The organism is Pandoraea capi (genome assembly GCF_902459735.1).
In the GTDB taxonomy this organism is placed as follows: Bacteria; Pseudomonadota; Gammaproteobacteria; order Burkholderiales; family Burkholderiaceae; genus Pandoraea; species Pandoraea capi.
Genome location: NZ_CABPRV010000013.1, coordinates 135321 through 156684 on the forward strand (window position 1 = coordinate 135321; position 21364 = coordinate 156684).

Annotated in this window: 19 protein-coding genes; 16 read left to right on the forward strand and 3 right to left on the reverse strand. The window is 61.0% G+C overall.

The features are described 5' to 3' along the window. Nucleotides 1-3 precede the first annotated feature (3 nt). The 3 genes from PCA20602_RS22530 to map all read right to left on the reverse strand — a co-directional run bounded on the left by PCA20602_RS22530 (nt 4) and on the right by map (nt 5207). The gene (locus tag PCA20602_RS22530; RefSeq protein WP_150723099.1) at nt 4-1692 is read right to left on the reverse strand and encodes a pseudouridine synthase; all 1689 of its coding nucleotides are present in this window, start codon (nt 1690-1692) and stop codon (nt 4-6) included. Further along, the gene (locus PCA20602_RS22535; protein WP_150723100.1) at nt 1689-4253 is read right to left on the reverse strand and encodes a [protein-PII] uridylyltransferase; all 2565 of its coding nucleotides are present in this window, start codon (nt 4251-4253) and stop codon (nt 1689-1691) included. The genes PCA20602_RS22530 and PCA20602_RS22535 overlap by 4 nt, the downstream gene beginning before the upstream one ends. 90 nt (nt 4254-4343) lie before the next feature. Continuing rightward, a complete protein-coding gene (gene map / locus PCA20602_RS22540) occupies nt 4344-5207 on the reverse strand; it encodes a type I methionyl aminopeptidase (RefSeq protein ID WP_150723101.1) in 864 nt (287 codons plus the stop codon). 493 nt (nt 5208-5700) lie between these two features. On the opposite strand from map, the gene rpsB reads away from it, so the two are divergent. From rpsB to PCA20602_RS22620, 16 genes are all read left to right on the forward strand, one after another. Then, complete coding sequence (gene rpsB / locus PCA20602_RS22545) at nt 5701-6450, forward strand: 30S ribosomal protein S2 (protein ID WP_039398738.1); 750 nt, start codon at nt 5701-5703, stop codon at nt 6448-6450. Nucleotides 6451-6604: 154 nt separating this feature from the next. After that, nucleotides 6605-7486, forward strand: coding sequence for a translation elongation factor Ts (gene tsf / locus PCA20602_RS22550; RefSeq protein WP_150723102.1), 882 nt, complete (start codon nt 6605-6607; stop codon nt 7484-7486). 98 nt (nt 7487-7584) lie between these two features. Further along, complete coding sequence (gene pyrH, locus PCA20602_RS22555) at nt 7585-8298, forward strand: UMP kinase (RefSeq protein WP_069344976.1); 714 nt, start codon at nt 7585-7587, stop codon at nt 8296-8298. An 86-nt stretch (nt 8299-8384) separates the two neighbouring features. Beyond that, nucleotides 8385-8945, forward strand: a complete 561-nt coding sequence (gene frr / locus PCA20602_RS22560) for a ribosome recycling factor (protein ID WP_069344977.1) — start codon at nt 8385-8387, stop codon at nt 8943-8945. Between the two features lie 64 nt (nt 8946-9009). Continuing rightward, nucleotides 9010-9792, forward strand: a complete 783-nt coding sequence (gene uppS, locus PCA20602_RS22565) for a polyprenyl diphosphate synthase (RefSeq protein ID WP_150723103.1) — start codon at nt 9010-9012, stop codon at nt 9790-9792. Then, nucleotides 9792-10601, forward strand: coding sequence for a phosphatidate cytidylyltransferase (locus PCA20602_RS22570; RefSeq protein ID WP_150723104.1), 810 nt, complete (start codon nt 9792-9794; stop codon nt 10599-10601). The genes uppS and PCA20602_RS22570 overlap by 1 nt, the downstream gene beginning before the upstream one ends. 2 nt (nt 10602-10603) lie before the next feature. Next, nucleotides 10604-11803, forward strand: coding sequence for a 1-deoxy-D-xylulose-5-phosphate reductoisomerase (gene ispC / locus PCA20602_RS22575; protein WP_150723105.1), 1200 nt, complete (start codon nt 10604-10606; stop codon nt 11801-11803). Nucleotides 11804-11845: 42 nt separating this feature from the next. Further along, nucleotides 11846-13237, forward strand: coding sequence for an RIP metalloprotease RseP (gene rseP / locus PCA20602_RS22580; protein WP_150723106.1), 1392 nt, complete (start codon nt 11846-11848; stop codon nt 13235-13237). Nucleotides 13238-13310: 73 nt separating this feature from the next. Next, nucleotides 13311-15614: an outer membrane protein assembly factor BamA gene (gene bamA / locus PCA20602_RS22585; protein WP_174981454.1), complete on the forward strand. Its 2304-nt coding sequence runs from the start codon at nt 13311-13313 to the stop codon at nt 15612-15614. Nucleotides 15615-15666: 52 nt separating this feature from the next. Continuing rightward, nucleotides 15667-16200, forward strand: a complete 534-nt coding sequence (locus PCA20602_RS22590) for an OmpH/Skp family outer membrane protein (RefSeq protein WP_069344983.1) — start codon at nt 15667-15669, stop codon at nt 16198-16200. Nucleotides 16201-16214: 14 nt separating this feature from the next. After that, nucleotides 16215-17303 (forward strand): UDP-3-O-(3-hydroxymyristoyl)glucosamine N-acyltransferase, encoded by a 1089-nt coding sequence (gene lpxD, locus PCA20602_RS22595; protein WP_150723108.1) that lies wholly within the window; start codon nt 16215-16217, stop codon nt 17301-17303. After that, nucleotides 17300-17758 carry a 3-hydroxyacyl-ACP dehydratase FabZ gene (gene fabZ / locus PCA20602_RS22600; protein ID WP_150723109.1) on the forward strand — a complete coding sequence of 153 codons (459 nt, stop codon included), beginning with the start codon at nt 17300-17302 and terminating at the stop codon, nt 17756-17758. Before lpxD ends, fabZ begins: the two co-directional genes overlap by 4 nt. A 17-nt stretch (nt 17759-17775) precedes the next feature. After that, nucleotides 17776-18567, forward strand: a complete 792-nt coding sequence (gene lpxA, locus PCA20602_RS22605; protein ID WP_069344985.1) for an acyl-ACP--UDP-N-acetylglucosamine O-acyltransferase — start codon at nt 17776-17778, stop codon at nt 18565-18567. 3 nt (nt 18568-18570) lie between these two features. Then, complete coding sequence (lpxB, locus tag PCA20602_RS22610) at nt 18571-19746, forward strand: lipid-A-disaccharide synthase (RefSeq protein WP_174981457.1); 1176 nt, start codon at nt 18571-18573, stop codon at nt 19744-19746. Between the two features lie 113 nt (nt 19747-19859). Next, a complete protein-coding gene (gene rnhB / locus PCA20602_RS22615; protein ID WP_174981481.1) occupies nt 19860-20495 on the forward strand; it encodes a ribonuclease HII in 636 nt (211 codons plus the stop codon). Next, nucleotides 20492-21271: a TrmH family RNA methyltransferase gene (locus PCA20602_RS22620; RefSeq protein ID WP_150723111.1), complete on the forward strand. Its 780-nt coding sequence runs from the start codon at nt 20492-20494 to the stop codon at nt 21269-21271. The genes rnhB and PCA20602_RS22620 overlap by 4 nt, the downstream gene beginning before the upstream one ends. The last annotated feature ends 93 nt before the right edge of the window (nt 21272-21364 follow it).

Sequence of the window (21364 nt, forward strand, 5' to 3'; positions counted from 1 at the left end):
CGATCAGAACCCTTCGCCGGTGCGCAGATAGCGCCATTCACCGACGGGCAGGTTGCCGAGCGTGATGCGTCCCATGCGCACGCGCTTGAGGCCGGTCACGTGCAAACCGACCAGTTCGCACATCCGGCGGATCTGACGCTTCTTGCCTTCCTTCAGGACGAAGCGCAACTGCTCCGGATTCTGCCAGTCGACTTGCGCCGGCTTGAGCGGCTGATCGTCGAGTTCGAGTCCGTGGCGCAGCAGCGCAAGGCGTTCGGCGGGGAAATGGGCTTCCACATTCTGCGTGTGTTCGTTGTATGAGACACGCACGAGGTACTCCTTCTCGATATCCGAGTCCTCACCGATCAACTGCTTGGCGATACGGCCGTCCTGTGTGAGGACGAGAAGCCCGGTCGAGTCGATGTCGAGGCGGCCGGCAGGCGCGAGGCTGCGCAGATGGGAGGGAGAGAAGCGTACACCGGCGTCGTCTTCGGCCCAATGGTGTTCGCTTGTCACGAGCACCACTGCGGGATCGTAACCGTCTTCCGCTTGCCCGGAGACATAGCCCACGGGCTTATGCAGCAGGATGGTGACACGGTTGGCCTGTTCCTTTTGTGCCGCATGGACGACCGTGATTTCCTGCGTGGGCAGGATCTTGGTGCCGAGTTCCTTCACCACTTTGCCGTCGACACGCACCCAGCCTTTTTCGATCCACTCATCTGCTTCGCGTCGCGAGCAGAGGCCGAGTTCGGACATGCGCTTCGACAGGCGCAGCGAGCCTACCGCGTCGTGATGGACCTTGATGTCGTCTTCGTCATCGCGCTCGACGCGTGGTGCACGGGCCGGGCGCGTAGTGCGCTGCGCCGGATTCTCGCGATCGTCACGGGCGAAACGTCCCCGGGGGGCACCTTCACCGCTACGGCGCGGGCGGTCTTCGTCAAAGCGACGCGGCGCACGGTCATCGAAATCACGTTTGGGCGGGCGAGCGAAATCGCCGCGAGCACCACCTTCGGTATTGCGGCGCGGGCGGTCCTCATCGAAGCGACGTGGTGCTCGGTTGTCGAAGTCTCGCTTGGGCGGACGAGCGAAATCGCCGCGAGCGCCACCTTCGGTGTTGCGGCGCGGACGGTCCTCGTCGAAACGGCGCGGTGCGCGATTGTCGAAGTCACGCTTGACCGGACGAGCGAAATCGCCGCGAGCGCCACCTTCGGTATTGCGGCGCGGACGGTCCTCGTCGAAACGGCGCGGTGCGCGGTTGTCGAAGTCACGCTTGGCCGGACGAGCGAAATCGCCGCGAGCACCGCCTTCGGTATTGCGGCGCGGACGGTCCTCGTCGAAACGGCGCGGCGCGCGGTCGTCGAAGTCGCGCTTGGGCGGGCGAGCGCCAGCAACGCGCTCGCGCTGACCACGTGCCGGCGGGCGTTCGCCCGTCGCACGCTTCTCATACGGCGCCGCGCCACCCGCCGGTTTGCGAGGTGCGGTGCTGTTTCCTGCCGGACGGCGTGCACCCGTCTGCGCCGAAGCATCGTCCGCCGGACGAGGACGTGCCGGCTTCCCGGCAGGCTTCCTGGGCGCACCATTGGCGTCGAGCATTGACGCAGGCACCGACTTGGTCGGACGACGCAGCGCGCCGGACGAACGCACAGGCGCGCGAGTCTTGTCGAGGGTTCGGGGGTGTTTCGCGCTCAGTTTGGCGCGGGGGGTATCGCTCATGGTTCCAATGCTTCGAGTAATTCGGTCTCGACGGCAATTTGCAGGCGGCTGTCCTGCAAGCGGCTGCCATCGAGGAGGAACGTGTCTTCGACACGCTCGCCGAGGGTATTGATGCGGGCGGTTCGCACGCTAACGCCATGACGCGCAAGCACGCGAGCGACCGCGTATAGCAAGCCGGTGCGGTCGTTGGCCGACACCGACAGCAGGTAGTACTGGCCTCGCTCATCGGGCCGCAGGTCGACGCGCGGTGTGACCGGGAAGCTGCGCGAGCGTCGAGGCAAGCGCCCCTTGCTCGGTTCGGCCAGCGGTTCGGGGCGCGTCAGTAGCGATACCAGTTCACTTTCCACCAGATTGATGATGTCGCGATAACTGGTGTCGAGGCCAGGGTCGGTCAGCAGGAAGCTATCCAGTGCGAAACCCTGACTGGTCGTATGTACCTTGGCGTCGAGAATCGACAGGCCCTTGCGCTCAAAGTAGCCGCAAATACGCGCGAACAGATCGACTTGATCGCGCACGTAGACCAGCACTTGCAGTCCTTCGCCAATCGGTGACGGACGTGCTTTCACGATCGGCGATTCACTATCGACATGCCGCCACAGATGACGCGTTTGCCAGGCCACGTCAGCCGGGTCGTTACGCAGGAAATACGCAACGTCCAGCGTATTCCACAACGCTTCCTGTGCGCGCTCGGGCACCGTGTACAGGCGCAGTAATCCGAGTGCCTCTTCCTTGCGCGTTTTCAGTTGCGAATGCGGATCTGGATTGGCGCCGCCCAGCACCTGTAACGTCAGTCGATAGAGGTCTTCGAGCAGCTTGCCTTTCCAGGCATTCCACACCTTTGGGCTTGTGCCGCGAATGTCGGCCACCGTCAGGAGATAGAGCGCTGTGAGGCGCCGCTCGTTTTCCACCTTTTCTGCGAAGCGGCGGATGACTTCGGGATCGGTGGTGTCCTGCTTCTGCGCGACGGTGCTCATCGTCAGATGTTCACCGACGAGCCAGACGATCAATTCCGTGTCTTCCCTGGAGATGCCGTGACGCATGCAGAACGTTCGCGCGTCGACCATGCCGAGTGTCGAGTGATCACCGCCGCGCCCCTTGGCAATGTCATGGAAGAGGGCGGCAATCGTCAGCACCCACGGACGGTCGAAGTTGGCGATCAACTGGCTGCAGAACGGGTACTCGTGCGCGTGTTCCGCGACAGCGAAACGACGAATGTTTCGCACGACCATCAGGATGTGCTGATCGACCGTGTACACGTGATACAGATCATGCTGCATCTGCCCCACGACACGACGGAAATTGATCAGGTAGCGGCCCAGCACACTCGTCTGATTCATCAATCGCAAAGCATGGGTGATGCCCTGCGGTTGCTGGAGGATGGCCAGGAATGTGCGACGGTTCTCCGGATCGGCCCGCCATTGTGCGTTCATCAGTTCGCGAGCGTTGTACAGCGCGCGTAGCGTTCTGGCAGACAACCCTTTCACGCCGACGACCTGCTCGTAGAGCAGGAACGTTTCGAGAATCGCATTCGGATGACGCTCGTACAGCTCGTCGTCCACGATTTCGATCATGCCCTGCTTCTCGACGAAGCGCTCGTTGATAACGCGGGTAACGCCGCTGGTCTGCGGAAACAGGCGCGCTTCCACGTTCAGCAATAGCACGGTGTTGAGCTGCGTGACGGCTTTCGCTGCCCAATAGTACCGACGCATGAGCTGCTCGCTGGCCCGCTTCGTCGTCGTAGCGTCGAAGCCGAGGCTTTGCGCGAGCGCCGTCTGAAGGTCGAACACGAGAACATCCTGGCGTCGTCGCGCGAGCAAATGCAGGCGGGCACGCAAACCTTTCAGGAATTGCTCGTTGCGCCGCAGTTCCTTCAGTTCGCGGTCCGTCAACAGATCGCGTGCGGATAGCTCTGCCCAGCTGTTGCCGAGGCCAGCGGCCTTCGTCATCCACAGTATGACTTGCAGGTCGCGCAATCCGCCCGGGCTTTCCTTGCAGTTCGGTTCGAGGCTGTAAGGCGTGTCCTGATACTTGGCGTGACGCTGGCGGATCTCCAGTTGCTTGCTTCGGAAGAACGCGAGCGGGTCGAGATCCGCCGAGAAGCGTTGCTGGAACTCGTCGAAAAGCGCCTGATTTCCGGTGAGAAGCCGCGCTTCGAGCAGGCTCGTTTGCACCGTGATATCGGCGTGCGCCTCGGAAATGCACTCGTCGACGGTTCGCACGGAGGAGCCGATCTCAACGCCAATGTCCCAGAGGAAGCCAATGAAAGGCTCGACGTGCGAGGTCAGCGCGTCGGCTTCAGCGCTGCGATGCAACAGCAGAATGTCGACATCCGAATACGGATACAACTCGCCACGCCCGTAGCCACCGACGGCCACAAGCGCAAAGTCCTCTGGCATCTGGAATTCGACCCAGGCATCGCGCATCGACTGATCGACGGCGTGGGACAAGCCGTGCAGAAGCACGTCGATCTTGCCGTGCGTGGCGAAGCGCTCGACGAGTTCCGTCTTGCGGTCCTTGAGGGCCTGACGTAGCGGTGAAGGGGCGTGTGCACGTGCGTGCATGGCGGCTTCCAGAGGGTGGATAACGACTGAGGCCGAAAAGTGTCGGGGCCGGGCGACCGCCGACATTGCCGGCGGCCGGACGATGATTGCTCAGACGGATGCTGCGAAAGACGCTACATACGAGGACCCCGGCGGCGGCGGCGGCGTGAGTGCCGAGTGCGTCAGCACCTCATGGCCGGTTTCGGTCACGAGGATCGTGTGTTCCCACTGTGCCGACAGGCTGCGATCGCGTGTCTTGACCGTCCATTGATCAGGCATCGTCCGAATTTCTCGCTTACCCGCATTGATCATCGGCTCGATGGTAAAAATCATGCCAGCCTGCAATTCGAGGCCAGTACCTTGACGTCCGTAATGCAGAATCTGCGGATCTTCGTGGAAGACCTGACCGATACCGTGGCCGCAATACTCGCGCACTACGCTGTAACCCTGTGCTTCGGCGTGCGTCTGAATCGCCTGTCCGATGTCGCCAAGACGTGCGCCCGGGCGGACCTGATTGATGCCGAGCCACATGCACTCGTAGGTCACTTGCGCCAGACGTTTCGCGAGAATCGTGCCGTCCCCGACGATGAACATTCGGCTCGTATCCCCGAAATAGCCGTCCTTGATCACCGTGATGTCAATGTTCAGGGCGTCGCCGTTCTTGAGGGCTTTCTCGCCGGGAATGCCATGGCAGATCACGTCATTGACCGAAATGCATGTGGCTTTCGGGTAAGGGGGGTAGCCGGGCGGCTGGTAGTTCAGCGGTGCGGGAACCGTGCCTTGTTCCTTGACCATGAATTCGTGGCAGAGGCGGTCGAGCTCCCCGGTGGTGACGCCGGCGCGCACGTGCGGCGTGATGAAATCGAGCACTTCGCTGGCCAGACGGCAGGCGACGCGCATCATTTCAATGTCGTGGGCATTCTTGAGGGTGATAGCCATTGCGGAATCGGGCAAATTGCGTAAACAGTGACGCATTATCGCATCAATGCCAGGTTTTGGCCGGCTTTTAGCCTTGCCTGGCGCGGATTTCGGAGCGTTCCGAGGGGCGGTTTCGCCGATTCCGAAGGCGTCGTCGGAAAGGCTGCCCGATTGGCTGGCAAGCCGCGCAAACCGGGCATTTCCGGCTTGTCATCGCAAGTTCACATGCCGCTTGAGTACAGGGGCGCTGCGATGCTATAATCTCGGGCTAAGTCGAGGACGAGTTGTCAATAAGGTCGAGGGTTTCCCCTCGGTTTTTGGCGAGTTTCATCGAGATTTTGACGCAGTTGGCCCCAATTTGGTGCTAAATGGCGTTCGATCCGGTGAAAAAGCCTGGCGATGTTCGCTTCATCGACTTGGAACTTTTGAAATCGCGGGCCGGCGCACCCAGGGTGCCCGATCTTCGCAGGCGGGTCATGCAAAGCTGTATGGCAGTCTGACGAAACGGGTACGGCAGCCGGTCTAAGACCTAACCCTCACGGAGAATCACATGTCTGTCACGATGCGTCAGATGCTGGAAGCGGGCGTCCACTTTGGTCACCAAACCCGTTTCTGGAACCCCAAGATGGCCCCCTATATCTTCGGCCATCGCAACAAGATTCACATCATCAACCTCGAAAAGACGTTGCCGATGTACCAGGACGCACTGAAGTACGTGCGTCAACTGGCAGCAAACCGCGGCACGATCCTGTTCGTGGGTACGAAGCGTCAAGCGCGTGACATCGTGGCCGAAGCCGCGGCACGTGCCGGTATGCCGTACGTCAACAACCGTTGGCTGGGCGGCATGCTGACGAACTTCAAGACCCTGAAGTCGTCGATCAAGAAGCTCAAGGACATGGAGCAGGCGCTGGAAGCCGGCGAGCAAGAGCGCATGAGCAAGAAGGAAGCGCTGCTGTTCGATCGCGAAATGGCCAAGCTGCAAAAGTCGATCGGTGGCGTGAAGGAAATGGGCGGCATGCCCGACGCCATCTTCGTCGTCGACGTCGGCTATCACAAGATCGCCATCACCGAAGCCAACAAGCTGGGCATTCCGGTGATCGCTGTGGTCGATACGAACCACTCGCCGGAAGGTGTGGACTACGTGATCCCGGGTAACGACGACTCGAGCAAGGCTGTCGAGCTGTACGTCCAAGGCGTCGCTGACGCGATCCTCGAAGGCCGTGCAAACGCCGTCAAGGAAGTCGTTGAAGCCGTTCGCGGCGAAGGCGACGAGTTCGTCGAAGTGAACGAAGAGGCGTAAGCGGCCACCGCTGCGTAACAAAAGGGGCTGCTTGTGGCGCCCCTTTTTTTTAGTCCGATTTCCCCGCGTCGGGTGTGCGGGTCGCCAGGGGCGGGCGGTGAGGCCGTCCGAGCGATGCCCTTTCCCGACTGATTCGATATACAGGAGTAACGATATGCCGGCAATTACTGCAGCAATGGTGGGCGAACTGCGCGCCAAGACCGATGCGCCGATGATGGAGTGCAAGAAGGCGCTGACCGAAGCCAACGGCGACATGGTCCGTGCTGAAGAAATCCTGCGTGTCAAGCTGGGTAGCAAGGCCAGCAAGGCCGCGAGCCGTATCACCGCAGAAGGCGTGATCTCGGCTTACATCGATGGCGGCAAGGGTGCCGTGGTCGAAATCAACTGCGAAACCGACTTCGTCTCGAAGAACGACGACTTCCTGAAGTTCGCCAACGACCTGGCCAAGCTGGTCGCAGAGAACAACCCGGCTGACGTCGCTGCCCTGTCGGCGCTGCCGCTCGACGGCAAGACCGTTGACCAGATTCGTGCCGACCTGATCGGCAAGATCGGTGAAAACATGACGATCCGTCGCTTCCAGCGCTATGAAACGTCGGGCAAGCTGGCCGCTTACCTTCACGGCACGCGCATTGGCGTGGTCGTCGAGTACGAAGGTGCGGATGCTGAAGTCGGCAAGAACGTTGCCATGCACATCGCCGCCATGAAGCCGGTCGCTGTGTCGGGTGATCAGGTTTCGTCGGAACTGATCGAGAAGGAACGCAAGGTTGCCGCCGAAAAGGCTGCCGAATCGGGCAAGCCGGCCGAGATCGTCGCCAAGATGGTGGAAGGCAGCGTGCAGAAGTTCCTGAAGGAAGTCTCGCTGTTCAACCAGACGTACGTGAAGGACGACAAGGCAACCGTCGAGCAGATGCTCAAGGCCAACAACACCACGGTCAAGGGTTTCACCATGTTCGTGGTCGGCGAAGGCATCGAGAAGAAGCAGGACGACTTCGCTGCCGAAGTGGCTGCGCAAGTGGCCGCTGCAAAGCAGTCGTAATTCGCGCAGTACCGTAGTATCCGGGGGCGGCGGTGCCGTCCCCGTTGTTTCATCCAGAATACCCCAACAGTGCCCGACCAGAATTCTTAAGGACCGCCATGTCTACTCCTTACAAACGCGTACTTCTCAAGCTCTCTGGTGAAGCCCTCATGGGTGACGATTCGTTCGGTATCAACCGCGCAACCATCGAACGGATGGTTGGCGATATCGCCGAAGTCGTTCGCCTGGGCACGCAATTGGCCGTCGTGATCGGTGGTGGCAATATTTTCCGCGGTGTGGCTGGTGGTGCCGCAGGCATGGACCGCGCTACGGCCGACTACATGGGGATGCTCGCCACGATGATGAACGCCCTGGCGTTGCAGGACGCCATGCGTCACGCCGGCATCGAAGCGCGTGTGCAATCCGCGCTGCGTATGGACCAGGTCGTCGAGCCGTACATTCGCCCGCGCGCGATCCGCCAACTCGAAGAAGGGAAAGTCGTGATCTTTGCCGCCGGTACGGGCAACCCGTTCTTCACGACCGACACGGCTGCGGCATTGCGCGGCTCGGAAGTCGGCGCAGAAGTGGTGCTCAAGGCGACCAAGGTCGACGGCGTGTACTCGGCCGATCCCAAGAAGGATCCGGACGCAGTAAAGTACTCGACCATCAGCTTCGACGAGGCGATCTCGAAGAACTTGCAGGTCATGGACGCGACGGCTTTTGCGCTGTGCCGCGATCAGAAGATGCCGGTGCGCGTTTTCTCGATCGTGAAGCCGGGTGCGCTCAAACACGTCATTCTCGGCGAAGACGAGGGAACGCTCGTCCACGTTTGAGTTCAAATTGCGGCGTCCGCGTGCATTGGCGCGCCGACGCCGTATCATTTATGTTTGCGTAACAAATTTTAGGTTTGGAGGTTGCCATGAGCGTTGCTGACGTCAAGAAGAATGTCGAGCAAAAGATGAAGAGCTCGATCGAGTCGTTCAAGAACAACCTGGCGAAGATTCGTACCGGCCGCGCACACGTGGGTCTGCTCGATCATGTCCAGGTCGATTACTACGGTTCGATGGTGCCCATCTCTCAAGTGGCCAACGTGAGCCTGGTCGACGCGCGCACGATTGGCGTGCAACCGTGGGAAAAGAACATGGTGGCCAAGGTCGAGAAGGCGATTCGTGAGTCGGATCTGGGTCTGAACCCGGCAACGCAGGGTGACCTGATTCGTGTGCCGATGCCCCAGTTGACCGAAGAGCGCCGTCGCGAAATGACCAAGCTGGTCAAGTCGGAAGGTGAAAACGCCAAGGTTGCCGTGCGTAACCTGCGTCGCGATGCCAATGAGCAGCTTAAGAAGCTGGTGAAGGACAAGGAAATTTCGGAAGACGACGAGCGTCGTGGTGGTGACGACGTTCAGAAGTTTACCGACAAGTTCGTCGCCGAGATCGATGAGCTGGTCAAGCAGAAGGACGCCGAGATCATGACGGTCTGAGTGCCTCGGCACTTACCGCACGATCTCCGCAGACTTTCGCGCTCGACTCTCGCGCCGTATCTCAATGGGTTTTCTCAGCTCTACGCTTTCTGCTCCAGAGACAGCGAGCATTCCGCGCCACGTTGCCATCGTCATGGATGGCAACGGGCGTTGGGCTACCAGTCGTAAATTGCCCCGCGTGGCGGGGCACAAGCGCGGCGTTGATGCCGTGCGCGAGGCGGTGACGGCATGTGCTGAGCTCGGCGTCGAGTACCTGACCCTGTTCGCGTTCAGTTCCGAGAACTGGCGTCGTCCTCAGGATGAAGTCTCGACGCTGATGCAGTTGTTCATTCTCGCGCTCGAACGCGAGGTGGGTAAGTTGCACAGTAATGGCATCCGTCTTCGCGTCATTGGCGCGCTCGAAGCGTTCGAGCCGCGCATTCAGGAACTCGTCCGGCGGGCAGAGGAGCGCACGCAGGACAATAAGGGACTGACGTTGACCATCGCCGCGAACTACGGCGGGCGATGGGATATTCTCCAGGCCGCTCAGAAGCTTGCCGCGGCGCGCGTTGCGCAGGGCGGGGCGTCGGCACTCGAGTCATCGTTCTCAGAGGACGACCTCGCGCCTTATCTCAGCATGGCTTATGCGCCGGAGCCGGATCTCTTTATCCGCACCGGCGGCGATCAGCGCGTCAGTAATTTTCTGCTTTGGCAACTGGCGTACACTGAGTTGTATTTCACCGAAGAATTCTGGCCGGACTTCAACGCCAATACGCTCAAGCGGGCCATCGCCGAGTTTCAGCAGCGCGAACGCCGTTTCGGCCGTACCAGCGCTCAAGTCCAGAACCCCTCGGGACAATCCGCCTGATGCTCAAGACACGCGTTATTACCGCTGTCGTACTTCTCGCCATTCTTTTGCCCGTGATCTTCGTCGGTACGCCGGCGCAGTTCGCATTGCTCGCGGCCGTCATCGTGGCTGCCGCGGGTTGGGAGTGGGGGCGACTGGTCGGACTCAACGGCACCGGTGCGATCTTCTACGGCGCACTGGCCTTGCTCGGCGTCGGGCTGACTTGGGGTGGCGGCTGGACGTTGTCTTCCATTTGGCTCAAACCCGCCGCAATCTTCTGGCTGCTCGCAGGACCTTACACACTTGCGCGCAAACCGGCGACGAAGGGCGCATGGCGCGGCCTGTTGTTGGTCGCCGGGCCCGTGGTGCTGATTGCTGCGTGGCAAGCACTTTGTCTGGCGCGTGAGCGCGGCGTGGCTTTCCTGCTCTCCGTGCTCGTGATCGTGTGGCTCGCCGACACCGGCGCGTATTTTGCCGGCCGGGCGTTCGGCAAGCGCAAGCTTGCGCCATCCATCAGTCCGGGCAAGTCCTGGGAAGGTGCAATCGGTGGTTGGCTGTTGGTGCTCGTGGTCGCGGCAGTGGTGCTCACCAGCGGTCTGCAAGCCCCCACGATCGTTTCCTATCTCGCCAGCACGCAGGGCCTCGCACTCGGCGCATTGACGCTCACGGTCCTGGTCGCCTTTTCGGTCGTGGGCGATCTGTTCGAATCTCAACTCAAGCGGCAAGCCGGCGTGAAGGATTCCAGCGCGCTGCTGCCCGGTCATGGCGGCGTGCTCGACAGAATCGACGCGCTCCTCCCGGTGCTACCGCTGGCTCTGCTCTTCGTCTGATCATGTCGCAACGTCTCTCCATTCTTGGCTCCACAGGCTCTATCGGCGTTAGCACGCTCGATGTCGTGGGGCGTCACCCCGATCGCTTCTCGGTCTACGCACTGTCGGCACACCGTAACCTCGACCGTCTGTTCGAGCAGTGCGTTGCGCATCGTCCGAAAGTCGCGGTTGTCGCAGATGCCGAAGGCGCAAGCGTCCTCTCGGCTCGACTGGCCGAAGCCGGATTGAAGATCGATGTGGCCTATGGCCCGCAAGCGCTCGTCGATATCGCGGAAGCGGCGGAGCCTACGATGGTCGTCGCGGCGATCGTCGGTGCAGCAGGCCTTCAGTCGACGCTCGCCGCCGCACGTGCGGGCAAGCGAATCTTGCTGGCGAACAAGGAGTCGCTGGTGCTGTCCGGTGCGTTGTTCATGGCCACGGCCGAGCGCGCAGGGGCCACCTTGCTGCCGCTCGACAGCGAACACAACGCCATCTTCCAGTGCCTGCCGCAGGTCGCTGGCGAAAATCGGATTTCCACGCGTGGCGTGGAAAAACTGGTCTTGACGGCTTCGGGCGGTCCGTTCCGGGAGCGCGAACTGGCGTCTCTCGATAACGTCACGCCGGACGAGGCGTGCGCCCATCCGAACTGGGTCATGGGCCGGAAGATCTCGGTGGATTCGGCCAGCATGATGAACAAGGGCCTGGAGGTCATCGAGGCTCACTGGCTGTTCAATATGCCGCCCGAGAAGATCGAGGTGCTGATTCACCCGCAAAGCGTGATTCACTCGATGGTGACCTATACGGATGGCTCTACGCTGGCGCAACTCGGTAACCCCGACATGCGTACGCCGATCGCCCATGCGCTTGCGTTCCCGGATCGAGTGACGTCGGGCGTGCCGGGGCTGAATCTTGCTGACATCGGCAAGCTGACGTTCGAAGCGCCGGATCTGCGTCGTTTCCCGTGCTTGCGTCTGGCATTCGACACGTTGCATCGTGGTGGCACGGCCGGCGCGCTGCTCAATGCTTCGAACGAAGTGGCGGTGGCGGCGTTCCTCGATGGACGTATCCGTTTTACCGCGATTGCACAGGTTGTCGAGCAGGTGCTCGACGCCGTACCGGTAGGCGAAGCCACGTCGCTCGACGTGGTGCTCGAGGCTGACCGCCGTGCACGTGAACTGGCGGCGACCATCGTCGCCAAGTTGCCTGCGCCGGCGCGTTCCTGACGCCGCTCATCATGTCGTAACGTCTCCGGGGCCCGTCTGCTCATGAATTTGCTGACCACGTTGCTTGCGTTCGCCATCGCCATTGGCGTCCTGGTGGTGTTCCATGAGCTGGGCCACTACACCGTCGCGCGATTGTGTGGTGTGAAGGTGCTCCGGTTTTCCGTGGGTTTCGGTGCACCATTGCTCAAGTGGACGATGGGCCGGGATCGCACGGAATGGACGATCTGCGCGCTGCCGCTCGGCGGCTATGTCCGTATGCTCGACGAGCGAGACGAGACCCAGATCGTGGCGCCGGAAGACCGTTCCCGGGCGTTCAATCAGAAATCGGTCTACAAGCGCTTCGCCATCGTCGCCGCAGGGCCGATTGCCAATTTCCTTCTTGCTATTGCGCTTTACACGGGCCTGAATCTGGCTGGCGTGACCGAGCCTGTGGCGCGCATTGCGCCGCCGGCGGCGGGCACGCTTGCGGCTCGGGCGGGGTTCTCGGGCGGTGAACTGATTACCGGTGTCCGTGACAACGGGAGAAATCCCGATGAGGCGGTCGGGGATGAAACGGCTGTCCGCTCCTGGGAAGATCTTCGCTGGCGTCTCGTCGATCCGATGATCGAGGGGCAGCGCGTGACACTGGTCGCCCGGACGCGGGACGGTCGTGCTGAATATACGTTGGATGCGGCTGGCCAGCACTTCGACGCCGACGGCGAGCAGGACTTCATGCAGCGTCTGGGGCTCGTGCCGTCGGCACGGGTCAAGGTCGGGCAGATCATGGCGGGTGGGGCGGCGGGGCTTGCCGGGCTGCGCGTAGGCGATGAGATCACGGCGGTGGATGGCAGTCCCGTGGCGTCGGCCAAGGCGCTTGTGGATGCGGTGCGGGCGCATCCGGGCAAGCCGATGACGCTGACCGTGCGCCGCGATGGCGCCTTGAGCAACGTCACGCTGACACCGAGCGCCGAAGCAGACCCCGCGACGGCGGGTGGTGCGCGCGTCGGCAAAATCGGAGCGGCCTTGGCCAGTCAGGTCGACTCGGTGACGGTTCGTTACGGATTGTTTGAGGCGATCGGACGAGGGGCGCAGCGTACGTGGGATGTGACGGCGTTCAGCGTGCGGATGTTCGGGAAAATGATCACCGGGCAGGCATCGCTCAAAAATCTCAGCGGACCGGTCACGATTGCGGACTACGCGGGACGTTCGGCGCGGCTCGGGCTCGATTATTTCGTAGCCTTTCTGGCGCTTGTCAGCATTAGCCTGGGCGTATTGAATCTATTGCCGATTCCGGTTTTGGACGGTGGCTATCTGTTATATTATGCGGTCGAAGCGATTACCGGTCGGGCAGTTTCCGAGCGGTGGCAGGGCGCGCTGCAACGAGTGGGCATCGTTTGCATCCTTGCGCTCTCTGCCGTAGCACTTTTCAACGACCTGTCGAAGTTGCTGCACTAGGACAGCGTCACGTGCCTGCCGGTCGCAGGCAAATCCGAGTTTTTACGATTCAATTGTTTCTTGGGGAAGCAAGTTGTCGAATAAATACCACCTTGTTCCGAAGACCCTGGTGATTGCGGTTCTGGCGGCACACAGTTTTCTGGCACGCGCCGTCGAGCCCTTCGTGGTCAAGGATATCCGAGTGGAGGGCTTGCAGCGTATTGAACCCGGTACCGTGTTTTCGTACCTGCCCGTCAAGCCGGGTGACAAGTTCAACGATGATAAGGGCACCGAAGCAATTCGTGCCCTTTACGCTACGGGCCTGTTCTCCGATGTGAGCGTTGAAGCGCAGGGCAGCGTGCTGGTGGTGCACGTCAACGAGCGTCCCGCTATCGCTTCCATCGACTTCCTCGGCATCAAGGAATTCGACAAGGACGGTTTGAAGAAGGCTCTGCGCTCGGTCGGCCTGACCGAAGGTCGCACCTTCGACCGTAACCTGCTCGACAAGTCGGAGCAGGAACTTAAGCGTCAATATCTCACGCGCGGTTACTACGCAGCCGAGGTCAAGACGACGATCACCCCCCTTGAACGTAATCGCGTTGGCATCCAGTTCGCCGTGACGGAAGGCCCGAAGGCCACGATCCAGCAGATCAATTTCGTCGGCAACAAGGCATTCTCCTCGTCGGATCTGACGGCAGAAATGGAGTTGGGTACGCCGAACTGGCTGTCCTGGTATTCGAAGAACGACCTGTACTCCAAGGACAAGCTGACGGGCGACCTGGAAAAGCTGCGCTCGTTCTACCTGAATCGCGGGTATCTGGAATTCAACATCGACTCCACCGACGTTTCGATTACGCCGGACAAGGACCAGATGTACCTGACGATCAACCTGCACGAAGGTGAACCGTACAAGGTGTCGGACGTCAAGCTCTCCGGTGAGATGCTTGGGAAGGAGGACGACGTGCGGAAGCTCGTGCAACTGAAGGCTGGAGATACGTTCTCGGCTGCCAAGCTGCAAGCGAGCACGAAGGCCATTTCCGATCTGTTGGGCAACTACGGCTTCGCCTTCGCGAACGTGAACGCTCAGCCGACTATCGACCGCAACAACCACACCGTTGCGCTGACGCTGACGATCGATCCGGGTCGTCGCGTGTACGTTCGCAAGATCAACATCGTGGGCAACTCGCGTACGCGTGACGAAGTCATTCGCCGCGAATTGCGTCAGCTCGAAAGCTCGTGGTACGACGCCGACCGCCTCAAGTTGTCGCAGGACCGTATCAACCGCCTGGGTTACTTCACCGACGTGAACGTGACGACCGAGCCGGTTGCCGGTTCGAACGACCAGGTCGACCTTCAGGTGAAGGTGGAAGAAAAACCGACCGGTACCATCAACATCGGTGCGGGCTTCTCGTCGACCGACAAGGTGGTGTTGCAGGCAGGTATCAGCCAGGACAACGTGTTCGGCTCGGGCACGTCGCTGTCGGTGAACGTGAACACCGGTAAGACGTACCGTACCCTCGCCGTGACGCAGGTCGATCCGTACTTCACGGTCGACGGCGTGAGCCGTATTACGGATATTTACTATCGTACGTACCAGCCGCTGCTGCTGACGAGCGATTCGGATTTCCGTATCAATACGCTCGGCGGTAACCTGAAGTTCGGTGTGCCGTTCTCGGAAGTCGACACGGTCTTCTTCGGTTTGGGCTTCGAACAGACGCGTCTGCATCTGACGAGTGATGGCACGACGCCGCAGCGCTACATCGACTATGCGAACCAGTTCGGTTACGTCAGCAACAACTACCCGCTGACGGTGGGCTGGTCGCGCGACTCGCGTGACAGCGCGCTGATCCCGAACCGTGGTCACTATCAGCAGGCCAACATTGAAGTCGGTACGCCGATTGGGACGACCAAGTACTTCCGCGCTTATTACCAGCACCAGTACTACTATCCGGTTAGCCGCGGCTTCACGCTGGCGTTGAACGGTGAAGTCGGGTACGGCCACGGGTTGGGCGGTCAGCCGTTCCCGATCTTCAAGAACTACTTCGCCGGCGGTATCGGTTCGGTGCGTGGTTACGAGCCGAGCTCGCTGGGTCCGAAGGACACCAACGGCGAACCGCTGGGTGGTGCATCGAAGCTGATCGGTAACGTCGAACTGACGTTCCCGCTGCCGGGCACGGGTTATGACCGTACGCTCCGCATCTTCACGTTCTTCGATGGTGGTAACGTGTTCGATAACGGCCAGGCGATTACCGTTAACAACCTGCGCTATTCTTACGGTTTCGGCCTGTCGTGGATTTCGCCGATTGGCCCGCTCAAGTTGTCGATGGGCTTCCCGCTCGTCAAGAAGACGGGCGACCAGTATCAGAAATTCCAGTTCCAGGTCGGTACGTCGTTCTAACGACGGTACTTCGACCGGTTCCGAATGTTTCATCGTTGTAAGGGGTAATACATTGAACGGTATCCGTAAGCATTGCCTTCGCGGCGTCGCCGCGGCGTTGCTGGCCGGGGTCGCATTTGCGGCTTCGGCTCAGGATGCGCGCATCGCCGCTGTCAATTCGGATCGCATTCTGCGCGACTCCACGCCGGCCAAGGCTGCGCAAGCCAAACTCGAAGCCGAGTTCTCCACGCGGGACAAGGCGTTGCAAGATATGGCTCAACGTCTCAAGGCGATGTCGGACAAGCTCGACAAGGACAATCCGACGCTGAGCGACGCCGAGCGTGCCAAGCGTCAACGTGATCTGGCCGCTGCCGACACCGAGTTTCAACGCAAGCAACGCGAGTTTCGTGAAGACCTGAACCAGCGTCGCAACGAAGAACTCGCCGCCGTGCTCGACCGCGCTAACCGGGTCATCAAGCAGATTGCGGAAGCGGACAAGTACGATCTGATCGTGCAGGAAGCGGTCTATGTGAGCCCGCGTATCGACATCACGGACAAGGTGCTCAAGACCCTGAACGCAAGTTCGGGTAGCACCAGCGGCAAGTGACGGGTGCGCAGTCCATGTCGGGATCGTCGTCCGCTCCATCCGTTCCCTCCGTCACGCTGGCGCAGTTGATCGCACGCTTCGGCGGCGAACTCGTGGGCGACGAAAACGTGAGCGTCGACGGTCTTGCGCCGCTTGATCGCGCAGGTGCCCGTCAACTCGCCTTCCTGTCCAATCCGTTGTATCTCGCGGAAGTGCCTAACTCGGGCGCTGCCGCCGTCATTCTTTCCAAAGCCGACTTCGATAAGCTGCCTTCGCACGAAGGCCGCGCGTGGATCGTCGCGCCGAATCCGTACGCCTACTTCGCGCGGGTCGCGCAGATGTTTGCTCAGGCGGCTACGCCGGTGCCGCCTGCCGGGATTCATCCGAGTGCCAGTGTCGATCCGACAGCCGTGGTGCCGGCATCCTGCGTGATCGGACCGAACGTCGTGATCGAGGCCGGTGCGCGGCTGGGTGAGCGTGTTCGCCTGATGGCGAATGTGTTCGTCGGTCGGGGTACGACGGTAGGCGACGATGTGCTCGTTTATCCGAACGTCACGCTTTATCACACGACAGTCATCGGCGCCCGCTGCGTGATTCAGGCTGGTGCCGTGATCGGCTCGGACGGGTTCGGTTTTGCCCCCGATTTCTCTGCTACAGGCGGCGAATGGGTCAAGATTCCCCAGGTCGGCCGCGCGGTGATCGAGGACGATGTAGAGATCGGCGCATCCACGACGATCGATCGCGGCGCCATGGCCGATACGGTCATCGAGCGCGGTTGCAAGATCGACAATCTGGTGCAGATCGCGCACAACGTGCGTGTCGGAGCGTTCACGGTGATTGCTGCTTGCACGGGCATTGCCGGGAGCAGCACTATCGGGAAGTTCTGCATGCTGGGCGGTAACGTCGGTGTTGCCGGTCATGTGACGATCGGCGACAAGGTGATCGTCACCGCCAAGTCGGGCGTGTCGAAATCGATCCCCGGCCCGGGCACATTTACCAGCGCATTCCCGGCAATTCCGAACGCCGAATGGAACAAAAACGCGGCCATCATGCGCAATCTGGACAAGATGCGCGATCGCGTGCGACAACTTGAAGCGAAGGTCAAGGACCTGCAAGACAAATGAGCGAGACCACTATCAATATCGACATCCACAAGATCATGAAGCTGCTGCCGCATCGGTATCCGATGCTGATGGTGGATCGCGTGATCGGACTGGAGCCGCACAAGAACATCAAGGTCATCAAGAACGTGACGATCAATGAGCCGTATTTCACCGGCCATTATCCGCAGCGTCCGGTGATGCCGGGCGTGCTGATCGTCGAAGCGCTGGCGCAGGCCGCTGCACTGCTGACGTTTTCCGACGAACCGGTGCACGACGAGAACACACTTTACTATTTCGTAGGGATTGATAACGTTCGCTTCAAACGCCCGGTCGAGCCGGGTGATCAGCTTGTGCTGGACGTCGACTTCGTGAAGCACAAGCGCGCCATCTACTGGTTCAAGGGGCGCGCGATGGTGGGAAGCGAAGTTGCTGCTGAAGCCGAGTTCATGTGCATGGTCAAGAAGAACGGCGAATAACCGGAAACGAGACGCTCATGACGAACATTCATTCCACCGCAGTCGTCGATCCGAAGGCACAACTGGCGGACGACGTGGTCGTCGGCCCTTATGCGATTGTTGGTCCGAACGTGACGGTCGGCGCCGGTACGCAGATTCTCGCGCATACGGTTGTCGACGGTCACACGACGCTGGGCGAGGGCAACAAGATTGGCCCGTTCGCGTCGATTGGCGGTAGTCCGCAGGATATGAAGTATGCGGGCGAGCCGACCAAGCTCGTCATTGGCGATCGCAACACGATTCGCGAGTTCACGACCATTCACACCGGTACGGTGCAGGATGGTGGTCTGACCGGCGTCGGTAACGACAACTGGATCATGGCTTACGTGCACATCGCGCACGATTGCCACGTTGGCAACCACACCGTGTTTTCGAGCAACGCGCAATTGGCCGGTCACGTGCATGTCGACGACTGGGCCATCATCGGCGGCATGACCGGTGTGCACCAGTTCGTGCGCATCGGTGCTCACGCCATGGTGGGCGGTGCTTCGGTGCTAGTGCAGGACGTGCCGTCATTCGTCATCGCGTCGGGCGACCGCGCGGTGCCTTACGGCATCAACGTCGAAGGCCTGCGTCGTCGCGGCTTCTCGGCCGATGCAATCACGGCCCTGCGCCACGCCTACAAGTTGCTTTACAAGAGCGGATTGACGCTCGACGAGGCCAAGGTGCAAATCGAAGCCTTTGGCAATGCGGGTGCGCCGGACGTCTTCGAAGCGGTCCGTTCGCTGCTCGACTTCCTCAACGCAAGCACGCGCGGTATCGTGCGCTGACCTATGCCGCCGACCCTTCCCGGCGCCGGCCAGCGAACCCTGGCGATGGTGGCCGGGGAGCTGTCGGGCGATCTCATTGCCGGCAATGTGCTTGCCGGCCTCAAGCAGCGTCTTCCGGCCGACATCGCGTACGCAGGTGTCGGTGGGCCCCATATGGCGGAAGAGGGCTTCGACGCCTATTGGCCGATCGACAAGCTCTCCGTCATGGGTTACGTCGAAGTCATCAAGCATCTGCGCGAGATTCTCTCGATTCGCAAGCAGCTTCGCGAGCGCTGGCTCGCCGAGAAGCCGATGGCGTTCGTCGGCTTCGACGCACCCGACTTCAATTTCGATCTCGAAATCAAGCTGCGTGAAGCGGGGGTTCCGACGATTCACTTCGTCAGCCCGTCGATCTGGGCGTGGCGTGGTGGGCGGATCAAGAAGATCAAGCGCGCCGTCGACCACATGCTGTGCCTGTTCCCGTTCGAGCCGGAGATCTATCACCGCGCAGGCATCGACGCGACCTTCGTTGGCCATCCGATGGCCGACAAGATTCCGATGGTGCCTGATGTCGCGGGTGCGCGAGCGAAGTTTGGGCTCGAAGGCGATGCGCCTGTCGTGGCGATCCTCCCGGGCAGTCGTACGTCTGAAGTGCAGCGCCTGACGCCGGTGTTTTTTGCCGCCATGCGTCTGCTCGCGAAGCGCGATCCCTCGATTCGTTTCGTGCTGCCGGCAGCAACGCCGCGCTTGCGTACGCTGATGCAGCCGATTTTCGATGCACATCGCGATCTTCATCTGACGGTGATCGATGGCCGCGCGCCGCTGGCCCTGGAGGCGGCGGACAGCGTGCTTCTCGCCAGTGGGACGGCCACCCTGGAAGCTGCGCTGTACAAGAAGCCGATGGTCATCTCCTACAAGGTGCCCTGGCTGACGGCGCAGATCATGAAACGACAGGGCTATCTGCCTTACGTCGGCTTGCCTAACATTCTTTGCGGCGAGTTTGTCGTGCCGGAATTGCTGCAACATTTTGCGACGCCCGAGGCACTCGCGGACGCCGTCTGGAAGCAGTTGACGGACTCGGCGTTGCGCGAATCGCTACAGGCGCGCTTTACGAAGATTCACGAGCAGTTGCGCCAGAACACGGCGGCACGCTCGGCGGAAGTGATCGAGCGCGTGCTTCGTGAGAAGGGGCGCATATGAGTGAAGACGTCAAAGTGCGTCGAACGGTACGTAAGTCGCCATCGGGCAGGGGAGCGTCACCGGCATCGGTTGCGCCTCGGGCGCGCGCAAGCGCCAAGGCGTCAGCACCGCAAATGATGTTCGATCTGTTCGCGGATGTCGCGGGCGATCTGACGTGCGGTGTTGATGAAGTCGGGCGCGGACCGCTGGCGGGTCCTGTCGTCACGGCTGCGGTCATCCTCGATCCGTCGCGCCCGATCAAGGGGCTGGCCGATTCGAAGAAACTCACGGCGTTGCGACGCGAAGCACTGTACGAGGAGATCGTGGAGCGCTCGCTCGCGTTTTGCATCGCCGAAGCGAGTGTTGCCGAGATCGATTCGCTGAACATTTTGCACGCGACGATGCTGGCGATGCAGCGCGCGGTGAACGGTCTGTCGCGCGTGCCGGCATTGGCGCTCATCGACGGGAATCGTTGTCCGGCGCTGCCGATGCGCGCGGAGGCCGTCATCAAGGGCGACGACAAGGTGCCCGCGATTTCGGCGGCGTCCATTCTGGCCAAGGTGACGCGCGACCGTCAATTGGCCGCGTTGCATGAGGAGTTTCCACAGTACGGTTTCGACGAACACGTCGGATACGGTACGCCGAAGCATCTTGCAGCGCTGCGTGCACATGGACCGAGTCCGCATCATCGTCAGTCGTTTGCGCCGGTGCGCGAAGCGTTTGAAATTTTCGGCACGCTGACGGTGTCGCGCATGGTGCGTTCGTCATGAAACTCATCAGCTCTAAAGACAATCCGTTTTACAAGCGCCTGAAGCAACTGGCGCAGTCGAATCAGCAACGACGTAAGCTGGGGCAGACGCTACTCGAAGGCGTACACCTTGCGGACGCCTACCTGGGGGCGCTCGGACAACCGCTCGTCTGTGTCGCGGCGGAGTCGGCACTCGAAAATGCCGAAGTGGCGCATATCTGGGCGAAGGTCGATGCTGATCGCCGTGTGTGTCTGCCGGATGCGCTGTTCGAACCGTTGTCGACGCTCGTCAATGGCGTGTCGCTGCTGTTCGTCGTGGAGATGCCGTCAGGGCATTTGCCTGCGTCGCAGACTACCGACTGCGTCATTCTCGACGCTGTGCAGGATGCGGGGAACGTTGGTTCCATCTTGAGAAGCGCCGCGGCTGCCGGTGTACACGACATCTATTGCATGTCGGGTACGGCACTCACGTGGTCGAGCAAAGTGTTGCGCGCCGGGATGGGCGCTCATTTTTCGCTAAATATCGTGGAGCATTGCACGCCGGATTCGCTGGCGCCGCGTTTGTCGGTGCCGCTATTGGCGACCAGCTTGCAAGCGAGTACATCGCTTTATGAGCAGGACTTGAGCGCCCCGGTGGCCTGGGTATTCGGGAACGAGGGCGCGGGTGTTTCACCGCACTGGCTCGATCGGGTGCAGACGCCCATCCGCATTCCGCAACCCGGCGGCATGGAGTCGCTGAACGTCGCCGCCTGTGCGGCGATCTGTCTGTTCGAAGCGGTGCGACAGCGGTTGTCGTAACGACGTTCTTCAGTCTTGGGACGTGGCAAAAGGGACGCTCATGGCGTCCCTTTTTACTTCTTTCTTATTTCTGTGTGCTTCTGCGCAGGGCTC

Coding starts and splice junctions, on each gene's coding strand:
- PCA20602_RS22530 (WP_150723099.1), bottom strand. CDS start 1,692: ATGAGCGATACCCCCCGCGCCAAACTGAGCGCGAAACACCCCCGAACC.
- PCA20602_RS22535 (WP_150723100.1), bottom strand. CDS start 4,253: ATGCACGCACGTGCACACGCCCCTTCACCGCTACGTCAGGCCCTCAAG.
- map (WP_150723101.1), bottom strand. CDS start 5,207: ATGCGTCACTGTTTACGCAATTTGCCCGATTCCGCAATGGCTATCACC.
- rpsB (WP_039398738.1), top strand. CDS start 5,701: ATGTCTGTCACGATGCGTCAGATGCTGGAAGCGGGCGTCCACTTTGGT.
- tsf (WP_150723102.1), top strand. CDS start 6,605: ATGCCGGCAATTACTGCAGCAATGGTGGGCGAACTGCGCGCCAAGACC.
- pyrH (WP_069344976.1), top strand. CDS start 7,585: ATGTCTACTCCTTACAAACGCGTACTTCTCAAGCTCTCTGGTGAAGCC.
- frr (WP_069344977.1), top strand. CDS start 8,385: ATGAGCGTTGCTGACGTCAAGAAGAATGTCGAGCAAAAGATGAAGAGC.
- uppS (WP_150723103.1), top strand. CDS start 9,010: ATGGGTTTTCTCAGCTCTACGCTTTCTGCTCCAGAGACAGCGAGCATT.
- PCA20602_RS22570 (WP_150723104.1), top strand. CDS start 9,792: ATGCTCAAGACACGCGTTATTACCGCTGTCGTACTTCTCGCCATTCTT.
- ispC (WP_150723105.1), top strand. CDS start 10,604: ATGTCGCAACGTCTCTCCATTCTTGGCTCCACAGGCTCTATCGGCGTT.
- rseP (WP_150723106.1), top strand. CDS start 11,846: ATGAATTTGCTGACCACGTTGCTTGCGTTCGCCATCGCCATTGGCGTC.
- lpxD (WP_150723108.1), top strand. CDS start 16,215: ATGTCGGGATCGTCGTCCGCTCCATCCGTTCCCTCCGTCACGCTGGCG.
- fabZ (WP_150723109.1), top strand. CDS start 17,300: ATGAGCGAGACCACTATCAATATCGACATCCACAAGATCATGAAGCTG.
- lpxA (WP_069344985.1), top strand. CDS start 17,776: ATGACGAACATTCATTCCACCGCAGTCGTCGATCCGAAGGCACAACTG.
- lpxB (WP_174981457.1), top strand. CDS start 18,571: ATGCCGCCGACCCTTCCCGGCGCCGGCCAGCGAACCCTGGCGATGGTG.
- rnhB (WP_174981481.1), top strand. CDS start 19,860: ATGATGTTCGATCTGTTCGCGGATGTCGCGGGCGATCTGACGTGCGGT.
- PCA20602_RS22620 (WP_150723111.1), top strand. CDS start 20,492: ATGAAACTCATCAGCTCTAAAGACAATCCGTTTTACAAGCGCCTGAAG.